The sequence below is a fragment of the Frigoribacterium sp. AC759 genome, from assembly GCF_979256015.1.
In genome coordinates, this window is sequence record NZ_CEEDMT010000002.1 from 1 (window position 1) to 14,724 (window position 14,724).

Genomic DNA, 14,724 nt, shown 5'->3' on the forward strand with positions numbered 1-14,724 from the left:
GCCCCGCCTCCCGGGCGACCCACCCCGACGCCGACCGTGCCCGCACCACGGCACGGGCGCTCGCCGCGGCCCTCGGGGTCAGCGGGGTCCTGCACCTCGTCCGCCCCGCGGTCTACGACTCGATCGTGCCCCGCGTCCTCCCCGGCCCCGCCCGGGCCTACACGGTCGTCTCGGGCGTGGCCGAGATCGGCATCGCGGCGGCTCTGCTGTCGCGGCCGACCCGACGTCTCGGCGGCACCCTCGCCGCGGCGCTCTTCGTCGCCGTGTTCCCGGCCAACGTGTCGATGGCGGGCCGATCCGTCCGCAGCGGCCGCGCCTCCTCGGTGCGCACCGCGATCGCGATCGCGCGGCTGCCCCTGCAGTGGCCGCTGGTGAGTCGGGCGCTGCTCGTGCGCCGCGCCTCCTGATCCGCGACGCACCGGCGGCCCGGCGGCGCCCAGCAGTCGGCGCGCCGACCCCGCTACGGTGGGGAGCGACCCCTCTGCGCATCCCGACGCACCGCCCGAGCCGCACGGAAGGCCCCGCATGACGACCATCGACCTGAACGCCGATCTCGGCGAGGGCTACGGTCGCTGGACTCTCGGCGACGACGACGCGATGCTCGCCGCGGTCACGAGCGCCAACGTCGCCTGCGGGTTCCACGCGGGCGACCCCCTCACCATGACCGCCGTGGTCGACGCGGCGCACCGTCGCGGCGTCGCCGTGGGCGCCCACGTCTCGTACCGGGATCTCGCGGGCTTCGGGCGCCGTTTCGTCGACGCCTCCGAGGCCGAGCTGGTCGGCGACGTCGTCTACCAGATCGGTGCGCTGACCGGGGTCGCGGCGTCGGTCGGGGCGACGGTCCGCTACGTCAAGCCGCACGGCGCGCTCTACTCGGTGATCGCGGGCGACGACGAGCGCGGTCAGCGGCACGCCCATGCCGTCGTCGAGGGCGTCACGCGGGTCGACCCCGGCCTGGTGCTCGTGGGCCTGGCGGGTTCGCCGCTGCTGACCCGGGCCACCGAGGCGGGGCTGTCGACCATCGCCGAGGCCTTCGCCGACCGGGCCTACACGCCCGACGGCCGACTCGTCCCGCGCACGGACCCCGGCGCCGTGCTTCACGACCCCGCCGAGATCGTCGACCGTGTGCTGCGGCTCGTCGAGACGGGGCGCATCCGGGCCGTCGACGGCACCGATCTCGAACTGCTCGCCGAGTCGGTCTGCGTGCACGGCGACACCCCCGGCGCCGTCGCGATCGCCGCCGGGCTGCGCACGGCTCTCGAGGCGGCGGGCGTCGACGTCCGCTCGTTCGTCGCCGTCCCGCGTCAGGTCGCGGCCACCGAGGCCGCCGTCCCGCCGGCGGCGCAGACCGCAGCGCTCCCGTTCCCGCTCCAGCCCTCGGCCGATTCCGCCGCCGGGTCGCCGTCGTGAGCGACGATCACGGGGTCGACCTCCAGTCGGCGATCGCGCGACTGCGCGTGCTCCCGCTCGGCACCGACGGCATCCTGATCGAGACCGGCGGGCTCGACGAGTCGCTGGCGCTGTTCGGAGCGCTGCTCGCGCAGCCCGTCGCCGGTCTGCTCGACGTCGTGCCCGCGGCGCGGACGGTCGCGGTGCGGTTCCTGCCCAGCCTCCTACCTGTGCGGTCGCTGCTCGCGGTGATCCGATCGCTGCCGAAGTCCCGCGACGCGGCGACCAGCGGTCGACTCGTCGAGATCCCCGTGCACTACGACGGGGCCGATCTCGACGAGGTGGCGCGACTCACCGGGCTGAGCGTCGACGAGGTCGTGCGGAGGCACACGGACGCCGTGCACACCGTCGCGTTCACCGGCTTCGCGCCCGGCTTCGCCTACCTCTCGGGCGGCGACCCGGCTCTCGACGTGCCCCGGCGGGACGTCCCGCGCACCGCCGTGCCCGCGGGCGCCGTCGCCCTCGCCGCGGGCTTCTCCGGCGTCTACCCGCGAGAGAGCCCGGGCGGCTGGCAGCTCCTCGGTCGCACGACCGTCCCGATGTGGGATCTCTCCGAGCGCGTCCCCGCCCTCCTGCAGCCGGGCATGCGCGTCCGCTTCGTCGCCGTGCCGGAGCGCGAGGGCGGCGTCGATCTCGACGGCGTCACGACGCCCCACGGCGACGACCGCACCGAGGAGGCGCGGGTCGGCTCCCCGACGACCGCTCCTGTCGCGCTCCGGGCCGCCACGGTCGAGCACGCGGCGGACCCGGCAGTGTCGCCGACCCGCGCGCTCGTCGTGTCGGCTCCCGGGCCGTTCAGCATCATCGAAGACCTGGGGCGCCCCGGCCGGTCGGGTCTCGGCGTCTCGCGATCGGGCGCGATGGACCACCGGGCGCTCCGCGAGGCGAACCGGCTCGTCGGCTCGTCCACCGGGTCCCCGGCCCTCGAGATGGCCTACGGGGGTCTCGTGGCCACGGCTCGGGGCGACCTCGTCGTCGCGATCGCCGGGGCGCCCGTCGCCATCACCGTCGACCGCGGCGGCGACCGGATCACCGGCGTCGTCGGAGCCCCCTTCGCGCTCGACGACGGCGACGTGCTCGAGGTGGGCGCGCCTCCTCGGGGCGTCTACTCGTACCTCGCCGTCCGCGGCGGCTGGCTCGTCGACCCGGTGCTCGACAGCGCGTCAGGCGACGTCCTGGCCGGGCTCGGACCCGAGCGCCTGCAGGCGGGCGACGAGCTCGTCGTGGCTCGCGGGTGGTCCGAGTCGGTGGCCGCCGCGGCCCCTCACGTGCAGCGGAACGTCTCGGGGCCCGACGAGGTGACGTTCCTCGACGTCGTGCTGGGACCCCGTGACGACTGGTTCACCGACGAGGCGCTCGCCCGCCTGACCGAGCAGGAGTGGACGGTCACGCCGCAGTCGAACCGCATCGGGCTCCGGCTCGAGGGCGCGGTCCCGCTCGACCGCGCCGTGACCGACGAGCTCGACAGCGAGGCCACGGTCTCGGGCGCCCTGCAGATCCCGCCCGACGGGCAGCCGGTCCTGTTCATGGCCGACCACCCCGTCACCGGCGGGTACCCGGTCGTCGCCTGCGTGGTCGGCGATCAGCTCGATCGCGCCGCTCAGGTGCCGATCGGCGCCCGGGTGCGCTTCCGCGCCGTGCCCGGCCCGGCGCTGACCGGCCGCGCCGCTGCGGCGGCCGCCGCAGCCTCGTCGCCCGGGGCCGGGGCCGGGGCCGGGGCCGGGGCCGGGTCCGAAGCCGACGACACCGCACCGGTCGGTCCGCCGGCCGCCGTGCCCGAGCGAGGTGACGAGGCGTGAAGAAGGTCCTCATCGCCGAGCGCGGTCTGATCGCCGTCCGCATCGCGGGCGCCTGCGCCGAGCTCGACCTCGGCTCGGTCGCGGTGCATGCGACCGACGACGCCGAGGCCCTCCACGTCCGTGCGGCCGACGAGGCGTGGGCCCTCGACACCGGCGACGCCCTCGACGCCTACCTCGACATGGACGCCCTGATCGTGGTCGCTCGTCGCAGCGGAGCCGACGCCGTCCACCCCGGCTGCGGCCCGCTCTCCGAGAACGCCGAGTTCGCGCGCCGCGTGGTCGCCGCCGGGTTGACCTGGATCGGCCCGACCCCCGAGACGATGGAGACGCTGGGCGACAAGATCGCCACGCGCGCCCTCGCCGACTCGGTCGGCGCGGCGCTGGTCGTCGGCACGGCGGGGCCGATCGAGAGCGCCTCCGACGCCGTCGTGTTCGCTCAGCGGCACGGCATGCCGATCGCCTTGAAGGCCGCTCACGGCGGGGGAGGGCTGGGCCTCCGCGTCGCCCGCCGCCTCGACGAGGTCGCCGACTTCTTCGACTCCGCGGTGCGCGAGTCGGCGGCGGTCTTCGGTCGGGGCGAGTGCTTCGTCGAGCAGTACGTCGACCGGCCGCGGCACGTCGAGGCCCAGGTGCTCGGCGACGGCCGCGGCGGGGTGGTCGTCGTCGACGTGCGCGACTGCTCGGTGCAGCGACGTCATCAGAAGCTCGTCGCCGAGTCGCCCGCGCCGTTCCTGACCGACGCCCAGCGCGACACGGTCGTCGAGACCGCAAGGTCGATCGCGGGTGCGGTCGACTACCGGGGGGCCGGCACGGTCGAGTTCCTCGTCTCGCAGGCCGGTGCGGTCTCGTTCCTCGAGTTCGGCACGGCCCTGGCCGTCGAGCACGCCGCGACGGAGGAGTCGACGGGGGTCGACCTCGTCCGGCAGCAGCTGCTCGTCGCTGCCGACCGGCCCCTCGAGGTCGGCGACCAGCCGCCGGTGCTCGGTCACAGCATCACCTTCCGCGTCACCGCCGAAGACCCTGGGCGGGGCTTCCTGCCGACCGACGCCGCGGTCACGGCCCTGTCGCTGCCCGGCGGCCCCGGGGTCCGGGTCGATCCCGGCGTGGTGTCCGGCGGCGCGGTGCCTGCGGGGCGCGACTCGCTCCTCCTGACCGTCACGGCCAGCGGTCGCGATCGCGACGAGGCGCTGCGGCGGGCCCGACGAGCGCTCTCCGACCTCGACGTCGTCGGGCCGGCGACGACCGCGCCGTTCCACCGTCTGCTGCTCGACGAAGAGGCCTTCACCGCCGGCGACGGGCGGTTCGGGGTGCACACCCGCTGGATCGAGACCGAGCTCGACGGCCTCGACGCCCTCGCGGTCGCCACGCCGCCGGGCGGTCGCGAGCCGGGCCCCGTCCGCAGCTGGATCGAGGTCGACGGCAGGCGGGTCGAGGTCGCCCTGTCGGCCGCGCTGGCGTCGTCCGAGGTCGTGGCCGCCCTCGTCGCGGCGTCGACGACGGAGGGCGATCCGCCGCCGCTCTAAGATGGGCGTCTGCCCGCGGCCGTCGGGCCACGTCCCCCACCTCGGAGTCGCCTCATGACCACGTCCGCGCCCACCGGCCCCGCCACGACACCCACGAGGCCCGCCGGCCGTCTCGATCGGTACTTCGAGATCACGGCCCGAGGTTCGTCGTTCGCACGGGAGTTCCGCGGCGGCATCGTGACCTTCGTCACGATGGCGTACATCGTCATCCTGAACCCGCTGATCCTCGGCGGCTTCAGCGCCGACCAGGCGGCACAGGACGTCACGGGCGGCTGGCTGCAGAACGACCAGGTCGCCGCGGTCACGGCCCTCACCGCGGGGGTGATGACCATCCTCTTCGGAACGGTCGCGCGCCTCCCGTTCGCCTTCGCCGCAGGGCTCGGCATCAACTCGTTCCTCGCCGTCAACGTCGTGAACGACGTCACCTGGCCCGAGGCGATGGGGCTGGTGGTCATCAACGGCCTCGTCATCACGATCCTCGCCGTCACGGGCCTCCGCGGGTTGATCTTCAACGCCGTCCCAGCCGCCCTCAAGACCGCGATCACGGTCGGCATCGGCCTCTTCATCGCCTTCATCGGTCTCGTCGACTCCGGCTTCGTGCGCCCGAGCGGATCGGCCTCGCCGCCGGTGCAGCTCGGCGACGCCGGCTCGATCGCCAGCCTGCCGACGCTCACCTTCGTGATCGGACTCATCGCGATCGCCGTCCTGATGGCCCGTCGCGTCAAGGGCGCCATCCTCATCGGCATCGTGGGCACGACGATCGTGTCGATCGTGCTCGAGTCGATCTTCCGCGTGGGGCCGTCGCTCGGTCAGGACGCCGACAAGTGGAACCTCAACGCCCCCGTGCTGCCCACGCAGATCATCGCCCTCCCCGACCTGTCGCTGATCGGCGACGTCAGCTTCGGCGCCTTCGCCCGCATCGGCGTCCTCTCGGCCGTCATGCTCGTCTTCACCCTGGTCTTCACGAACTTCTTCGACGCCATGGGCACCATGACCGGCCTCGCGAAGGCGTCCGAGGTCGCCGACGACAAGGGCACGTTCCCGCGGCTGCGTTCGGCGCTGGTCGTCGAGGGCATCGGCGCGGTCGCCGGCGGGGCGACCAGCTCGTCGTCGAACACGGTGTTCGTCGAGTCGGCCTCGGGAATCGGCGAGGGTGCGCGCACCGGGTTCGCCTCGCTGGTCACCGGTCTGCTCTTCATCCTCGCGATGTTCTTCACGCCGCTCACGCAGGTCGTGCCGCTCGAGGTCGCCTCGGCGGCGCTCGTCATCGTCGGTGCGCTGATGGTCTCGCAGATCCGCGACATCGACTGGACCGACTTCTCCGTCGCCCTGCCCGTCTTCCTCACGATCATCGTGATGCCGCTGACCTACTCGATCGCCAACGGCATCGGCGCGGGCTTCATCAGCTGGGTGCTGGTCCGGGCGTTCTCGGGCAAGGCGCGGGGCATCAGCCCGCTGCTGTGGATCGTCGCCGCCGGGTTCCTGGTCTACTTCGTGCGCGGGCCGATCGAGGCTCTGCTGGCTCGGTAGCGGACTGCTGCCCGTCGCCGGTCGGCGAGGCGGCGATCGGGCGACCCACCGGTGAGCGAGTCGTCGACCCGGCGACGCCCGAGCCGAGGAGGCGCGGGTCAGCGCATCTCGAGCGGCACCGGTCCCGACGGGGCCGGGAACGCCCGCTCGAGCTGCACGAACGCCTGATCGTCGAGGTCGACGGCCAGCGCGGCGGCGTTCTCGAGCGCGTGCCCGGTCGTCCCGGCCTTGACGGCCGCGAGCATGTCGGGCGCGAGTCGAAGCACCCAGGCGAGCGCGACCTGCGCCGGTGCGGCCCCGAGGTCGGCGGCGACCGACGTCAGCACGGGGTGGTCGAGCAGCTCACCGCTGTCGACGGGGGAGTACGACATGAGCGGCATGCCGTGGTCGCGCGCCCAGGGCAGCAGGTCGAACTCGGGCCCGCGGTGGGCGAGGTTGTAGAGCACCTGGTTCGTCTGCACGTTCACGCCCCCGGCGGGGCCGACGAGCTCGGTCATGTCGTCGACGTCGAAGTTGCTGACCCCCCAGCCGCCGATCGATCCCTCGGCGACCAGCGCCTCCATGGCCTCCACGGTGTCGGTCAGCGGGTGCCCGCCGCGCCAGTGCAGCAGGTAGAGGTCGAGCCGTTCGACGCCCAGTCGCCCGAGACTCGCGTGACAGGCCTCGATCGTGCCGCGGCGCGAGGCGTTCCCCGGCAGCACCTTGCTCACGAGGAACACCTCGTCGCGCCGACCGGCGACCGCCTCGCCGACGAGACTCTCCGACGCCCCCTGCCCGTACATCTCGGCCGTGTCGATCAGCGTCAGGCCGGCGTCGATGCCGGCGCGCAGTGCTGCGATCTCGGTGTCTCGGCGGCGGGGATCGTCGCCCAGTCGCCAGGTGCCCTGGCCGAGTGCGGGCACGACGCGTCCGTCGGGAAGCGGCACGGACGGGTTGGTGGGGGAGGCGGGGGTCGTCATGCGGGGCGATGGTAGTCGCCGGGCGGCTGGGCGAGCACCTCTCGGGAGAGAAGGGTGGCGGCGGCCACGGCGGCGGGCATGACGGCGACGGCTCCGAAGGGCACGAAGAAGAGCAGGTAGGTGGCCGTGCCGAGACCGAGGGTGCGGGCCCTCCGCGTGGCCAGGAGCCGGCGTCGCTCGCGAAGGCTCCGGCCCCGGGCGTCGAAGGCGTAGCCCGTGAGCTCGACCGCCAGGAACCAGCCTCCCGTCAGCGCGCCCAGCACCGGGATCGCCGTCTGGCCGACCACGGGCACGAATCCGCCGGCGAACAGCAGGAGCCCGACTCCGCCGGTGGCGATCAGCAGGCGCACCGAGTCGCCGGCGCTGCGGGCGAGACCGGCCCAGAAGCCGCGGTCGACCTCGGCGGGGGCGTCGCCCTCCCCCTCCTCGACCCGACGCCAGATGCGCTCGTAGAACGGGTCGCCGACCAGCAGCGTCACCGCGGTGAAGGCGACGACGGCCAGCAGCACGGCGAGCGCCGTCACGGCCAGCCCGGCGACGAGGCGGGCGGCTGTCCGCGCCCACTCCGACCAGTCCTGCGCGAACGGGGTCACGGTCACGGCGATGTCGTCGGCGGCGAACCCCACGACGACGACGAGCGCGACGAACACGGCGCCGACGACGAGCGCCGGGACGGCGCCGAGCAGCATCAGGCGCGGCGACGTGCCCCAGAGTCGCAGGCCGCGTCCGAGCAGGCCGACACCGGCGAGGAACTCCCTGACCACGTCCACCCCGAGAGAGTACCGAGCCGAGGAGGCGCGGGTCCGGTCATGCCGTCCTCCTGTGTCCTCCACAGCCCGGCCCGTGTCCTCCCCTCCCCATCCGGTCGACGTCGACCCTCTCCACAACCGCCCCGTCGCCCGCCTCGAAGCGGTCTCCGTGCTGGGCATCCTCGTTCCCATGACAGCTCTCGAGACGTATCCACCCACCCTCGCCCCTCTGCCCACCGACGAAGAGCTGGCCGACTTCGTCGACGACTTCTGCCTCGAGCCGTGCGACATGCGCGCGATCCTCTGGATGTACCTCGACGACGACGGCGTCCCTCTCGCGCCGCCGATCGCCGTCAGCGGATGCCCGGCCGTGCCGACCCGCGGCGAGGCGGAGCTCTACGCCACACGCATCGTCGAGGTCGCCGGGTGGGTCGAGGCCGCCTCGGTCCTGCTGGTCTGGCAGAACGACGACGAGTCTCTCTCGGCCTCGTTCGACGACCAGCGGTGGGCCCAGGCGATCCTCTCCTGCGTCGATCCCGGCGGGCTGACGATCCATCCACCGATGCGGCGGACTCCGACCGACGTGTCACGACTCGTCCTGGCGGGCTGAGGGGTGCGAGTCCGCGGCCCCGAGGTCCCCCTCGACCCCGACCCCGAGTACCTGCGGCTGCCCGCCCTCGCCCCCGACGCCGATCCCGACACGGCCGACACGTACGCCGCCGAGCTCTGCGCCGAGGCCTGCGACCGCGAGGTCGTGCACGTCGTGTTCCTGGGCGAGGCCGGCGAGCAGCTCTCGCCGGCCGGTCGCCTGCACAACGCCCCGCGCCTGCCGCGGGCGGCCGAACTCGACCAGTTCGTCGACATGCTGCGGCACCAGGGGCTCCGCGTCCGGGCCCGCCAGGTGGTGCTGGTCTGGCAGACGCCGGACGACGACATCACCGACCGGCTCGGCGTCGAGACCTGGGCGCTGGGTCTCCTCGACCGGATGACCGGCGGCCCTCTGGCGCTCCGGGCCCTCTGGCACCGGACGCCCGAGGGCTACTTCGCCCTGGTCGACTCGGGTCTCGAGTTCACGACCCGGCCGGAACCTCGAACGTCGCGCTGATGACGGCCCGCCCCAGGGTGTGGAAGTGCAGGTTGAAGCCCAGGTAGGCGGGGCTGGCCGAGCCGTCGATCCCCAACGTCTCGACGTCGAGGGCGTGCACCGCCACGAAGTAGGTGTGCGGTCCGTGCCCGGCGGGCGGCGCGGCGCCGACGAAGCGGGCCATGCCCGCGTCGTTCCTCAGCTGGATGGCGCCGTCGGGCAGACCCGACCCCTCGTCGTCGCCCGCACCCGAGGGGAGCGAGGTGGTGCCCGCGGGCAGGTCCGCGACGGCCCAATGCCAGAAACCCGATCCGGTCGGGGCGTAGGGGTCGTAGACCGTCACGGCGTAGCTCTTCGTGCCGTCGGGGGCGCCGCTCCAGCTCAGCTGCGGGCTGGCGTCGTCGCCCCCGGGGCCCATCAGGCCGCTGACCTGGGCCCGGCCGAGCTCACCGCCGTCGCGGACGTCGGTGCTCGTGAGGTCGAACGACGGCACCTCGGCGATGATGTCGTACGGGCGGTCGAAGTGGGACTCGGTCATGGTGCTCCTCGGGTCGGGTCGGTTCTGGTCTGGTCGTTTGGTGGCGGTCGTCGTGTCCGCGCTGCGTCGAGACCGGCGCCGGCGGGATGTCGGCGCTGGTCTCCGGGGCATCAGGCCGCGTCGAGACGCTGGATCTCGTCGGCGGACAGCTTGATCGTCGGGGCCGTCGCGGAGTTCATGATCGTCTGCGGTCGGCGCGCGCCGGGGATGGGGATGACGAGCTCCGACTTCGCCAGCTCCCAGGCGAGCGTCAGCACCTGCGGGGTCACGCGGCGGGCGTTGGCGATCTCGGCGAAGACGGAGTGCTTCGCGCCGAGCTCCGCGGCGTCGGTGATGCCGCCGAGCGGGCTCCAGGGCAGGAAGGCGATGCCGAGCTCGTCGCAGAGGGCCAGCTCCACCTCGCTCGACCGAAAGGCCGGCGAGTACTGGTTCTGCACCGAGACGAGGCGGTTGTCGAGCACCGTGTTCGCCTCGCGGATCTGCTCGACGGTGGCGTTCGAGATGCCCGCCATCCGGATGACGCCCTCGTCCAGCAGCTCGGCGAGCGCGCCGATCGAATCCGCGTACGGGACGGCCGGGTCCGGGCGGTGGAACTGGTACAGCCCGATGGCGTCCACACCGAGGCGCTTCGCGGAGGCCTTGGCCGCCTCCTTCAGGTAGGCCGGGTCGCCGTTCTGCGCCCAGGCGCCCTCCGTCGGCCGCAGGTGACCGCCCTTGGTGGCGACGAGCACGTCCGACGTGTCGCCGTGGAACCCGGCCAGCGCCCGCGCGATCAGCTCCTCGTTGTGACCGACCTCGTGCGCGCCCGCCTGGTGGTACGCGTCGGCGGTGTCGATCAGGGTGATGCCCTGCTCGAGCGCGGCGTGGATCGTGGCCACGGCCTGACGCTCGTCGGGGCGCCCTTCGATCGACAGGGTCATGGCGCCCAGTCCGACGGCGCTGACCGTCACGTCTCCGATGGTTCTCGTTCTCATGGGTCTCTCCTTCTCACCACGCGGCGTCCTCCGACGACGCGCGGTGCCCGGGGACGCACCCCGTCCGTGCGGGGTGCATGTCGTGCATCCGTCCTGACTACGCCTCCCACCGCCCGACGGCACGCCACTCAGCCGCTTGGCAGTCGGCGCGGCGGTCCCTGCCAGGGCCGCGCCGTATGGTCTCGACATGATCTCCGACGCCTCGGGCGACCCGCGCCACTCGACGCCGATGGTCCGCGCGACCTCCTCGGGGTCCGACGGATCGGGCTCCGGCTCGTCGGGCTCCGGCTCGTCGGGCGGGGGCGGCCGGTTCCGCGCCTCCTACCGCCGGCAGCGGGCGCGTCTCGACGCGTTCCCCCGGCTCCGCTGGCTGTACAAGGTCGGGGTGGCCCTGGTCGGGCTGTTCGTCGTCGTGCTCGGTCTCGTCCTCGTGCCGCTGCCCGGTCCGGGCTGGCTGATCGTGTTCGTCGGCGTCGCCATCCTCGGCACCGAGTTCCCGCTCGCGCACCGCATCTCGCTCGCGCTGCGTCGCCTCGCGCACCGTCTCCTCCTGCGGTGGCGCGCGTGGCGTGCGGCTCGGGCCGCTCGCGGGGGCCGGTCGACGGGTCCGGCGACCCGCTGACCACCCGCATCGACTCGTTCAGCCGCCCCCCGGTATCCTCGTCGTCGTGACGCCCAGCCCCGCCTCCTCGACCCCGTACGAGGTGCTCGGCGTCCCGGCCGCCGCCTCCGACGACGACCTGCGTCGCGCCTACCGGCGTCTCGCCCGCGAGACCCACCCCGACCTCGGCGGCAGCGCCTCGGCCTTCCGATCCCTCCAGCTCGCGTGGGAGCAGATCGGCACCCCCGAGGCCAGGGCCGCCTACGACCGTCGGCGACCGTCGTCCTCCCCGTCGTCCTCGTCCTCCTCCGCCCGCACGGCGGGCACCGCCCCCGGCTGGGCGCCGCCGTCGCGGGAGACCGCGCGCACCGACTCGAAGCCCCGGGCTCGCGTCCACGGGCATCCGGGCGGCGCCAACCGCGAGCGGTATCTCGGCCTCATGCGCGAGTGGGTCGGTCGGGGCGTCCCCCTCGACGACCCGTACGACGAGCGACTCGTCCGCACCGCGCCTCCTGAGATCCGGCACGTGCTCGCCGACGCCCTGGCGGAAGAGGCCACGGTGGCCACGGTCACCGACCTCGGCATCGCCTTCACGATCTGGAGCGACGTCGACGCCGGCGCCGAGGGCAAGCTCGACCACATCGTGCTCGGGCCCGCCGGACTGTTCGCGATCCAGTCGTCCGACTGGGGCAGCGAGGTCTCGCTGACGAAGGGCGAGCTCGTCGGCGCGGGCATCCCCGAGCACGAGCACCCCGTCCGAGACCTCACGCGTCAGGCTCGGGCCGTGCGCCGCGACACCCGGGTCTCGTTCACGCATCAGCTGATCGTCGTGCCCGACGACGACTTCGCCGCCGCGCTCGAGCCAGCCGGTCGGGGTCGCCGCGGGGGCACGTTCGTGCTCCGCCGCTCGCTGCTGCCGCAGGTGCTGAGGCACGGGCCCGACCTGTCCGACCGCACGACGATCTCCGACGTCTTCGAGATCCGTGATCGTCTGCAGCAGACCGTCCGTTTCGTCTGACGCCGTGCGCGCATGTGGCAAGCTCGACCCGTGACCATCCACGGACCGGCCGACGGCTGGGTCGAGAGCCCTGACGGCCGACGATTCTGGGGCCGAGCGGGGGCTGCGGGTCTGCTCGCCATCGACGCCGACGACCGCGTCCTGCTGCAGCATCGTGCCGAGTGGAGCCACTTCGGCGGCACCTGGGGCCTGCCCGGCGGCGCCCGCCAGTTCGACGAGTCCGCGGTCGAGGGCGCGCTCCGCGAGAGCGGCGAGGAGGCCGCCGTCCCGGGGGAGTCCCTGCGGCTGCTCTTCGCCTCGGCGCTCGATCTCGGCTTCTGGTCGTACTCCACCATCGTCGCCCGCGTGGTGACTCCCTTCGACGCCGTCGTGGCCGACGCCGAGAGCCTCGAGCTCCGGTGGGTGCCCCGCGCCGAGATCGACGGCCTGCCGCTGCACCCCGGCTTCGCGACGTCCTGGCCGGGGCTCGCGGGCTATCTCGATCTCGACGTGCGCCTGGTCGTCGACGCGGCGAACGTCGTCGGCTCGCGACCCGACGGGTGGTGGCGCGATCGTGCGGGAGCGGCCACGCGCCTCCTCGGCGGCCTGGCTGCGGCGCAGACCGTCGGTCTGCCGGCGTCGCTGGTGCTTGACGAGTCGCCTCAGGGGCCCGGTGCGCCGACCTCGTGGTGGCCCGAGACGACCGTGGTGCTCGAGGGCGAGGCCCGGGCCGCCGAGTCGTCGGACGCCGCGATCGACGTCCTGCGCGCCCCCGGCGACGGCGACGGGGCCATCGTCGCCCACGTCGAGCAGCTGACGCAGCGGTCTCCGGAGGCGCGGGTCGTCGTGGTCACGGCCGACCGCGAGCTGGCCGGTCGCGTCGAGCGCCTCGGGGCGAGCGTCGTGGGTCCGAGGCGCCTCCTCGACGCTCTCGCCAGCGACTGACGCCGAGAGCCCGCCGCCGCCATGAGGGCGGTGACGGGCTCGTCGATGGTGCTGCGGCTCAGGCGGCGGGGCCGTCGCCGAGGGTGACCGTGGCGGTGTGCGAGGCGCCGGCGGCGTCGGTCCAGGCGAGCGAGACGCTGTCGCCCGACTCGTGGGCCTGCACGGCCGCGGTGAGAGCCGACGCGTCGGCGACGGGGGTGCCGTCGAGCGCGGTGATCGTGTCGCCGGCGACGAGGCCCGCCGACTCCGCGGCGCTGCCCGCGACGGTTCCGGCGATGGGCACACCGGTCGTGGCGGCACCCGTCGCGGTCTGCGAGATCTGAGCTCCGAGGAACGGCGGCAGCCCGATCCGGATCGTGTCGCTGCCGTTCCCGGCGACGATCTGCTTGGCGATGCTCAGCGCGTCGTCGATCGGGATGGCGTAGCCCGTGATCGGGGTGGTGCCCGAGGAGGCGGCCGTCACGATCCCGACGACGTCGCCGTCAGCATCGCGCAGCGGCCCGCCGGAGTCGCCGGACACGACGTCGGACTGGATCTCGATCAGGCCCGAGAGCGACTCGCCGCCAGTGCCCGTCTCGCTCTGCACCTGGATCGACTGGTCGGTGGCGAGCACGCTTCCCGCCGCGGTCACGAGGTCGCCCGTGCCCTCGGCGTTGCCCGTGGAGTGCACGGCGTCGTCGACCGACACGGAGTCGGAGTCGCCGAACGACACGGGGGTGAGCCCCGAGGCGTCCTGCAGCTGCAGGACGGCGACGTCGTTCGTGGCGTCGGTCCCCACGACGTCGGCGGTGTACGAGCGCCCGGTCGTCTCGTCGGTCACCTCGATGCTCGTGGCGCCCTGCACGACGTGGTTGTTCGTCAGGATGAGCCCGTCGGCGTCGAGGATCATGCCGGTGCCCGCCGATTTATACGAGTCGTCGTAGTTCAGGGTGGAGACGATCGTCACCACGCCGGCCGTCTCGTCCGACGTGGCTGCGGTGGCGCTCGACTCGGCGCCGCCCGAGGAGCCCTGCGTGCCGCCCTGCGCTCCGTCGCCGGTGCCGCCCTGCGTCCCGCCGCTGCCCCGGCCGTCTCCGAACGGGGACGTGCCCGTCCCGCCCTCGGGCGACGTGTACTGCGGGGCGAGCTCGATCGACTGCTGCTGCGACGCCGCCTGGGCCGCCGCGATGCCGGCGGTGTGCCCGATGGCGTAGGCCGCGCCTCCCGCCCCGCCGGCGCCGAGCACGAGGGCCGCGGCCGCGCCGGTCAGCAGCATCCAGCGCTTCGGGCGGCGGGTCTCCCGAGGGCGTGCGAACGCGGCGGGGACCGACTCCGTCCCGGAGGCGGTGGTCGGGCCCGCGGCCGAGCTCGCGTCGTACGACTGGTGGGCCGTGTCGTGCGCGACCGTCGACGACGGCGCGTTCACGTAGCGTGCGTCCGACGATCCGGTGACGTGGGGCAGCGTGCGGGCGTCCGCCGGGGCTGTCGGCGTCGGCGCCGGCGTCGTCGTCGCGTCGTCGGTGGGGCGTCCGGGTGCGCCGTCGGTTCCGTCGGTCGTGTCGCTCTCGTGGTCGTTCATGGGGTGCCTCCAGATGCG

The 14,724-nt window shown here is 74.0% G+C and carries 15 protein-coding genes; 10 read left to right on the forward strand and 5 right to left on the reverse strand.

Features of this window, described 5'->3' with window-relative positions:
• The 5 genes from ACZ6JE_RS02895 to ACZ6JE_RS02915 form a co-directional block, all read left to right on the forward strand.
• Window positions 1-407: DoxX family protein (locus ACZ6JE_RS02895; RefSeq protein WP_464318181.1), on the forward strand; the 407-nt coding region annotated here is incomplete at its 5' end.
• A 118-nt stretch (window positions 408-525) separates the two neighbouring features.
• Complete coding sequence (locus tag ACZ6JE_RS02900; RefSeq protein ID WP_464318182.1) at window positions 526-1,410, forward strand: LamB/YcsF family protein; 885 nt, start codon at window positions 526-528, stop codon at window positions 1,408-1,410.
• Window positions 1,407-3,248: a 5-oxoprolinase subunit B/C family protein gene (locus tag ACZ6JE_RS02905; RefSeq protein WP_464318183.1), complete on the forward strand. Its 1,842-nt coding sequence runs from the start codon at window positions 1,407-1,409 to the stop codon at window positions 3,246-3,248. The genes ACZ6JE_RS02900 and ACZ6JE_RS02905 overlap by 4 nt, the downstream gene beginning before the upstream one ends.
• Window positions 3,245-4,771, forward strand: coding sequence for an ATP-binding protein (locus ACZ6JE_RS02910; protein WP_464318184.1), 1,527 nt, complete (start codon window positions 3,245-3,247; stop codon window positions 4,769-4,771). The genes ACZ6JE_RS02905 and ACZ6JE_RS02910 overlap by 4 nt, the downstream gene beginning before the upstream one ends.
• Before the next feature lie 54 nt (window positions 4,772-4,825).
• A complete protein-coding gene (locus tag ACZ6JE_RS02915; protein ID WP_464318185.1) occupies window positions 4,826-6,301 on the forward strand; it encodes an NCS2 family permease in 1,476 nt (491 codons plus the stop codon).
• Between the two features lie 98 nt (window positions 6,302-6,399).
• On the opposite strand, the gene ACZ6JE_RS02920 is transcribed toward ACZ6JE_RS02915, so the two are convergent.
• Together ACZ6JE_RS02920 and ACZ6JE_RS02925 are read right to left on the reverse strand one after the other, a co-directional pair.
• On the reverse strand, window positions 6,400-7,260 hold the full coding sequence (locus ACZ6JE_RS02920) for an aldo/keto reductase (protein ID WP_192060472.1): 861 nt from the start codon (window positions 7,258-7,260) through the stop codon (window positions 6,400-6,402).
• Window positions 7,257-8,030 (reverse strand): EI24 domain-containing protein, encoded by a 774-nt coding sequence (locus ACZ6JE_RS02925; protein ID WP_320478866.1) that lies wholly within the window; start codon window positions 8,028-8,030, stop codon window positions 7,257-7,259. Before ACZ6JE_RS02925 ends, ACZ6JE_RS02920 begins: the two co-directional genes overlap by 4 nt.
• 73 nt (window positions 8,031-8,103) lie before the next feature.
• Between ACZ6JE_RS02925 and ACZ6JE_RS02930 the strand changes: the two genes are divergently transcribed.
• Both ACZ6JE_RS02930 and ACZ6JE_RS02935 read left to right on the forward strand, forming a co-directional pair.
• A complete protein-coding gene (locus ACZ6JE_RS02930; RefSeq protein ID WP_320478867.1) occupies window positions 8,104-8,619 on the forward strand; it encodes a hypothetical protein in 516 nt (171 codons plus the stop codon).
• 3 nt (window positions 8,620-8,622) lie between these two features.
• The gene (locus ACZ6JE_RS02935; protein ID WP_464318186.1) at window positions 8,623-9,114 is read left to right on the forward strand and encodes a hypothetical protein; all 492 of its coding nucleotides are present in this window, start codon (window positions 8,623-8,625) and stop codon (window positions 9,112-9,114) included.
• Here ACZ6JE_RS02935 and ACZ6JE_RS02940 read toward each other — a convergent pair.
• Both ACZ6JE_RS02940 and ACZ6JE_RS02945 read right to left on the reverse strand, forming a co-directional pair.
• Complete coding sequence (locus ACZ6JE_RS02940) at window positions 9,080-9,631, reverse strand: YbhB/YbcL family Raf kinase inhibitor-like protein (RefSeq protein ID WP_464318187.1); 552 nt, start codon at window positions 9,629-9,631, stop codon at window positions 9,080-9,082. The genes ACZ6JE_RS02935 and ACZ6JE_RS02940 overlap by 35 nt on opposite strands.
• Window positions 9,632-9,741: 110 nt before the next feature.
• Window positions 9,742-10,605, reverse strand: a complete 864-nt coding sequence (locus tag ACZ6JE_RS02945) for an aldo/keto reductase (protein ID WP_464318188.1) — start codon at window positions 10,603-10,605, stop codon at window positions 9,742-9,744.
• A 187-nt stretch (window positions 10,606-10,792) separates the two neighbouring features.
• On the opposite strand from ACZ6JE_RS02945, the gene ACZ6JE_RS02950 reads away from it, so the two are divergent.
• From ACZ6JE_RS02950 to ACZ6JE_RS02960, 3 genes are read left to right on the forward strand one after another with little or no spacing between them, the layout of a single operon-like run.
• Window positions 10,793-11,227, forward strand: a complete 435-nt coding sequence (locus ACZ6JE_RS02950; RefSeq protein ID WP_464318189.1) for a PGPGW domain-containing protein — start codon at window positions 10,793-10,795, stop codon at window positions 11,225-11,227.
• Between the two features lie 46 nt (window positions 11,228-11,273).
• The gene (locus ACZ6JE_RS02955; protein ID WP_464318190.1) at window positions 11,274-12,224 is read left to right on the forward strand and encodes a DnaJ domain-containing protein; all 951 of its coding nucleotides are present in this window, start codon (window positions 11,274-11,276) and stop codon (window positions 12,222-12,224) included.
• A 30-nt stretch (window positions 12,225-12,254) separates the two neighbouring features.
• Window positions 12,255-13,148 carry an NUDIX domain-containing protein gene (locus ACZ6JE_RS02960; protein ID WP_243215762.1) on the forward strand — a complete coding sequence of 298 codons (894 nt, stop codon included), beginning with the start codon at window positions 12,255-12,257 and terminating at the stop codon, window positions 13,146-13,148.
• Between the two features lie 58 nt (window positions 13,149-13,206).
• Here the strand turns inward: ACZ6JE_RS02960 and ACZ6JE_RS02965 are convergent, their stop codons facing one another.
• On the reverse strand, window positions 13,207-14,706 hold the full coding sequence (locus tag ACZ6JE_RS02965) for a S1C family serine protease (RefSeq protein WP_464318191.1): 1,500 nt from the start codon (window positions 14,704-14,706) through the stop codon (window positions 13,207-13,209).
• Window positions 14,707-14,724 lie beyond the last annotated feature (18 nt).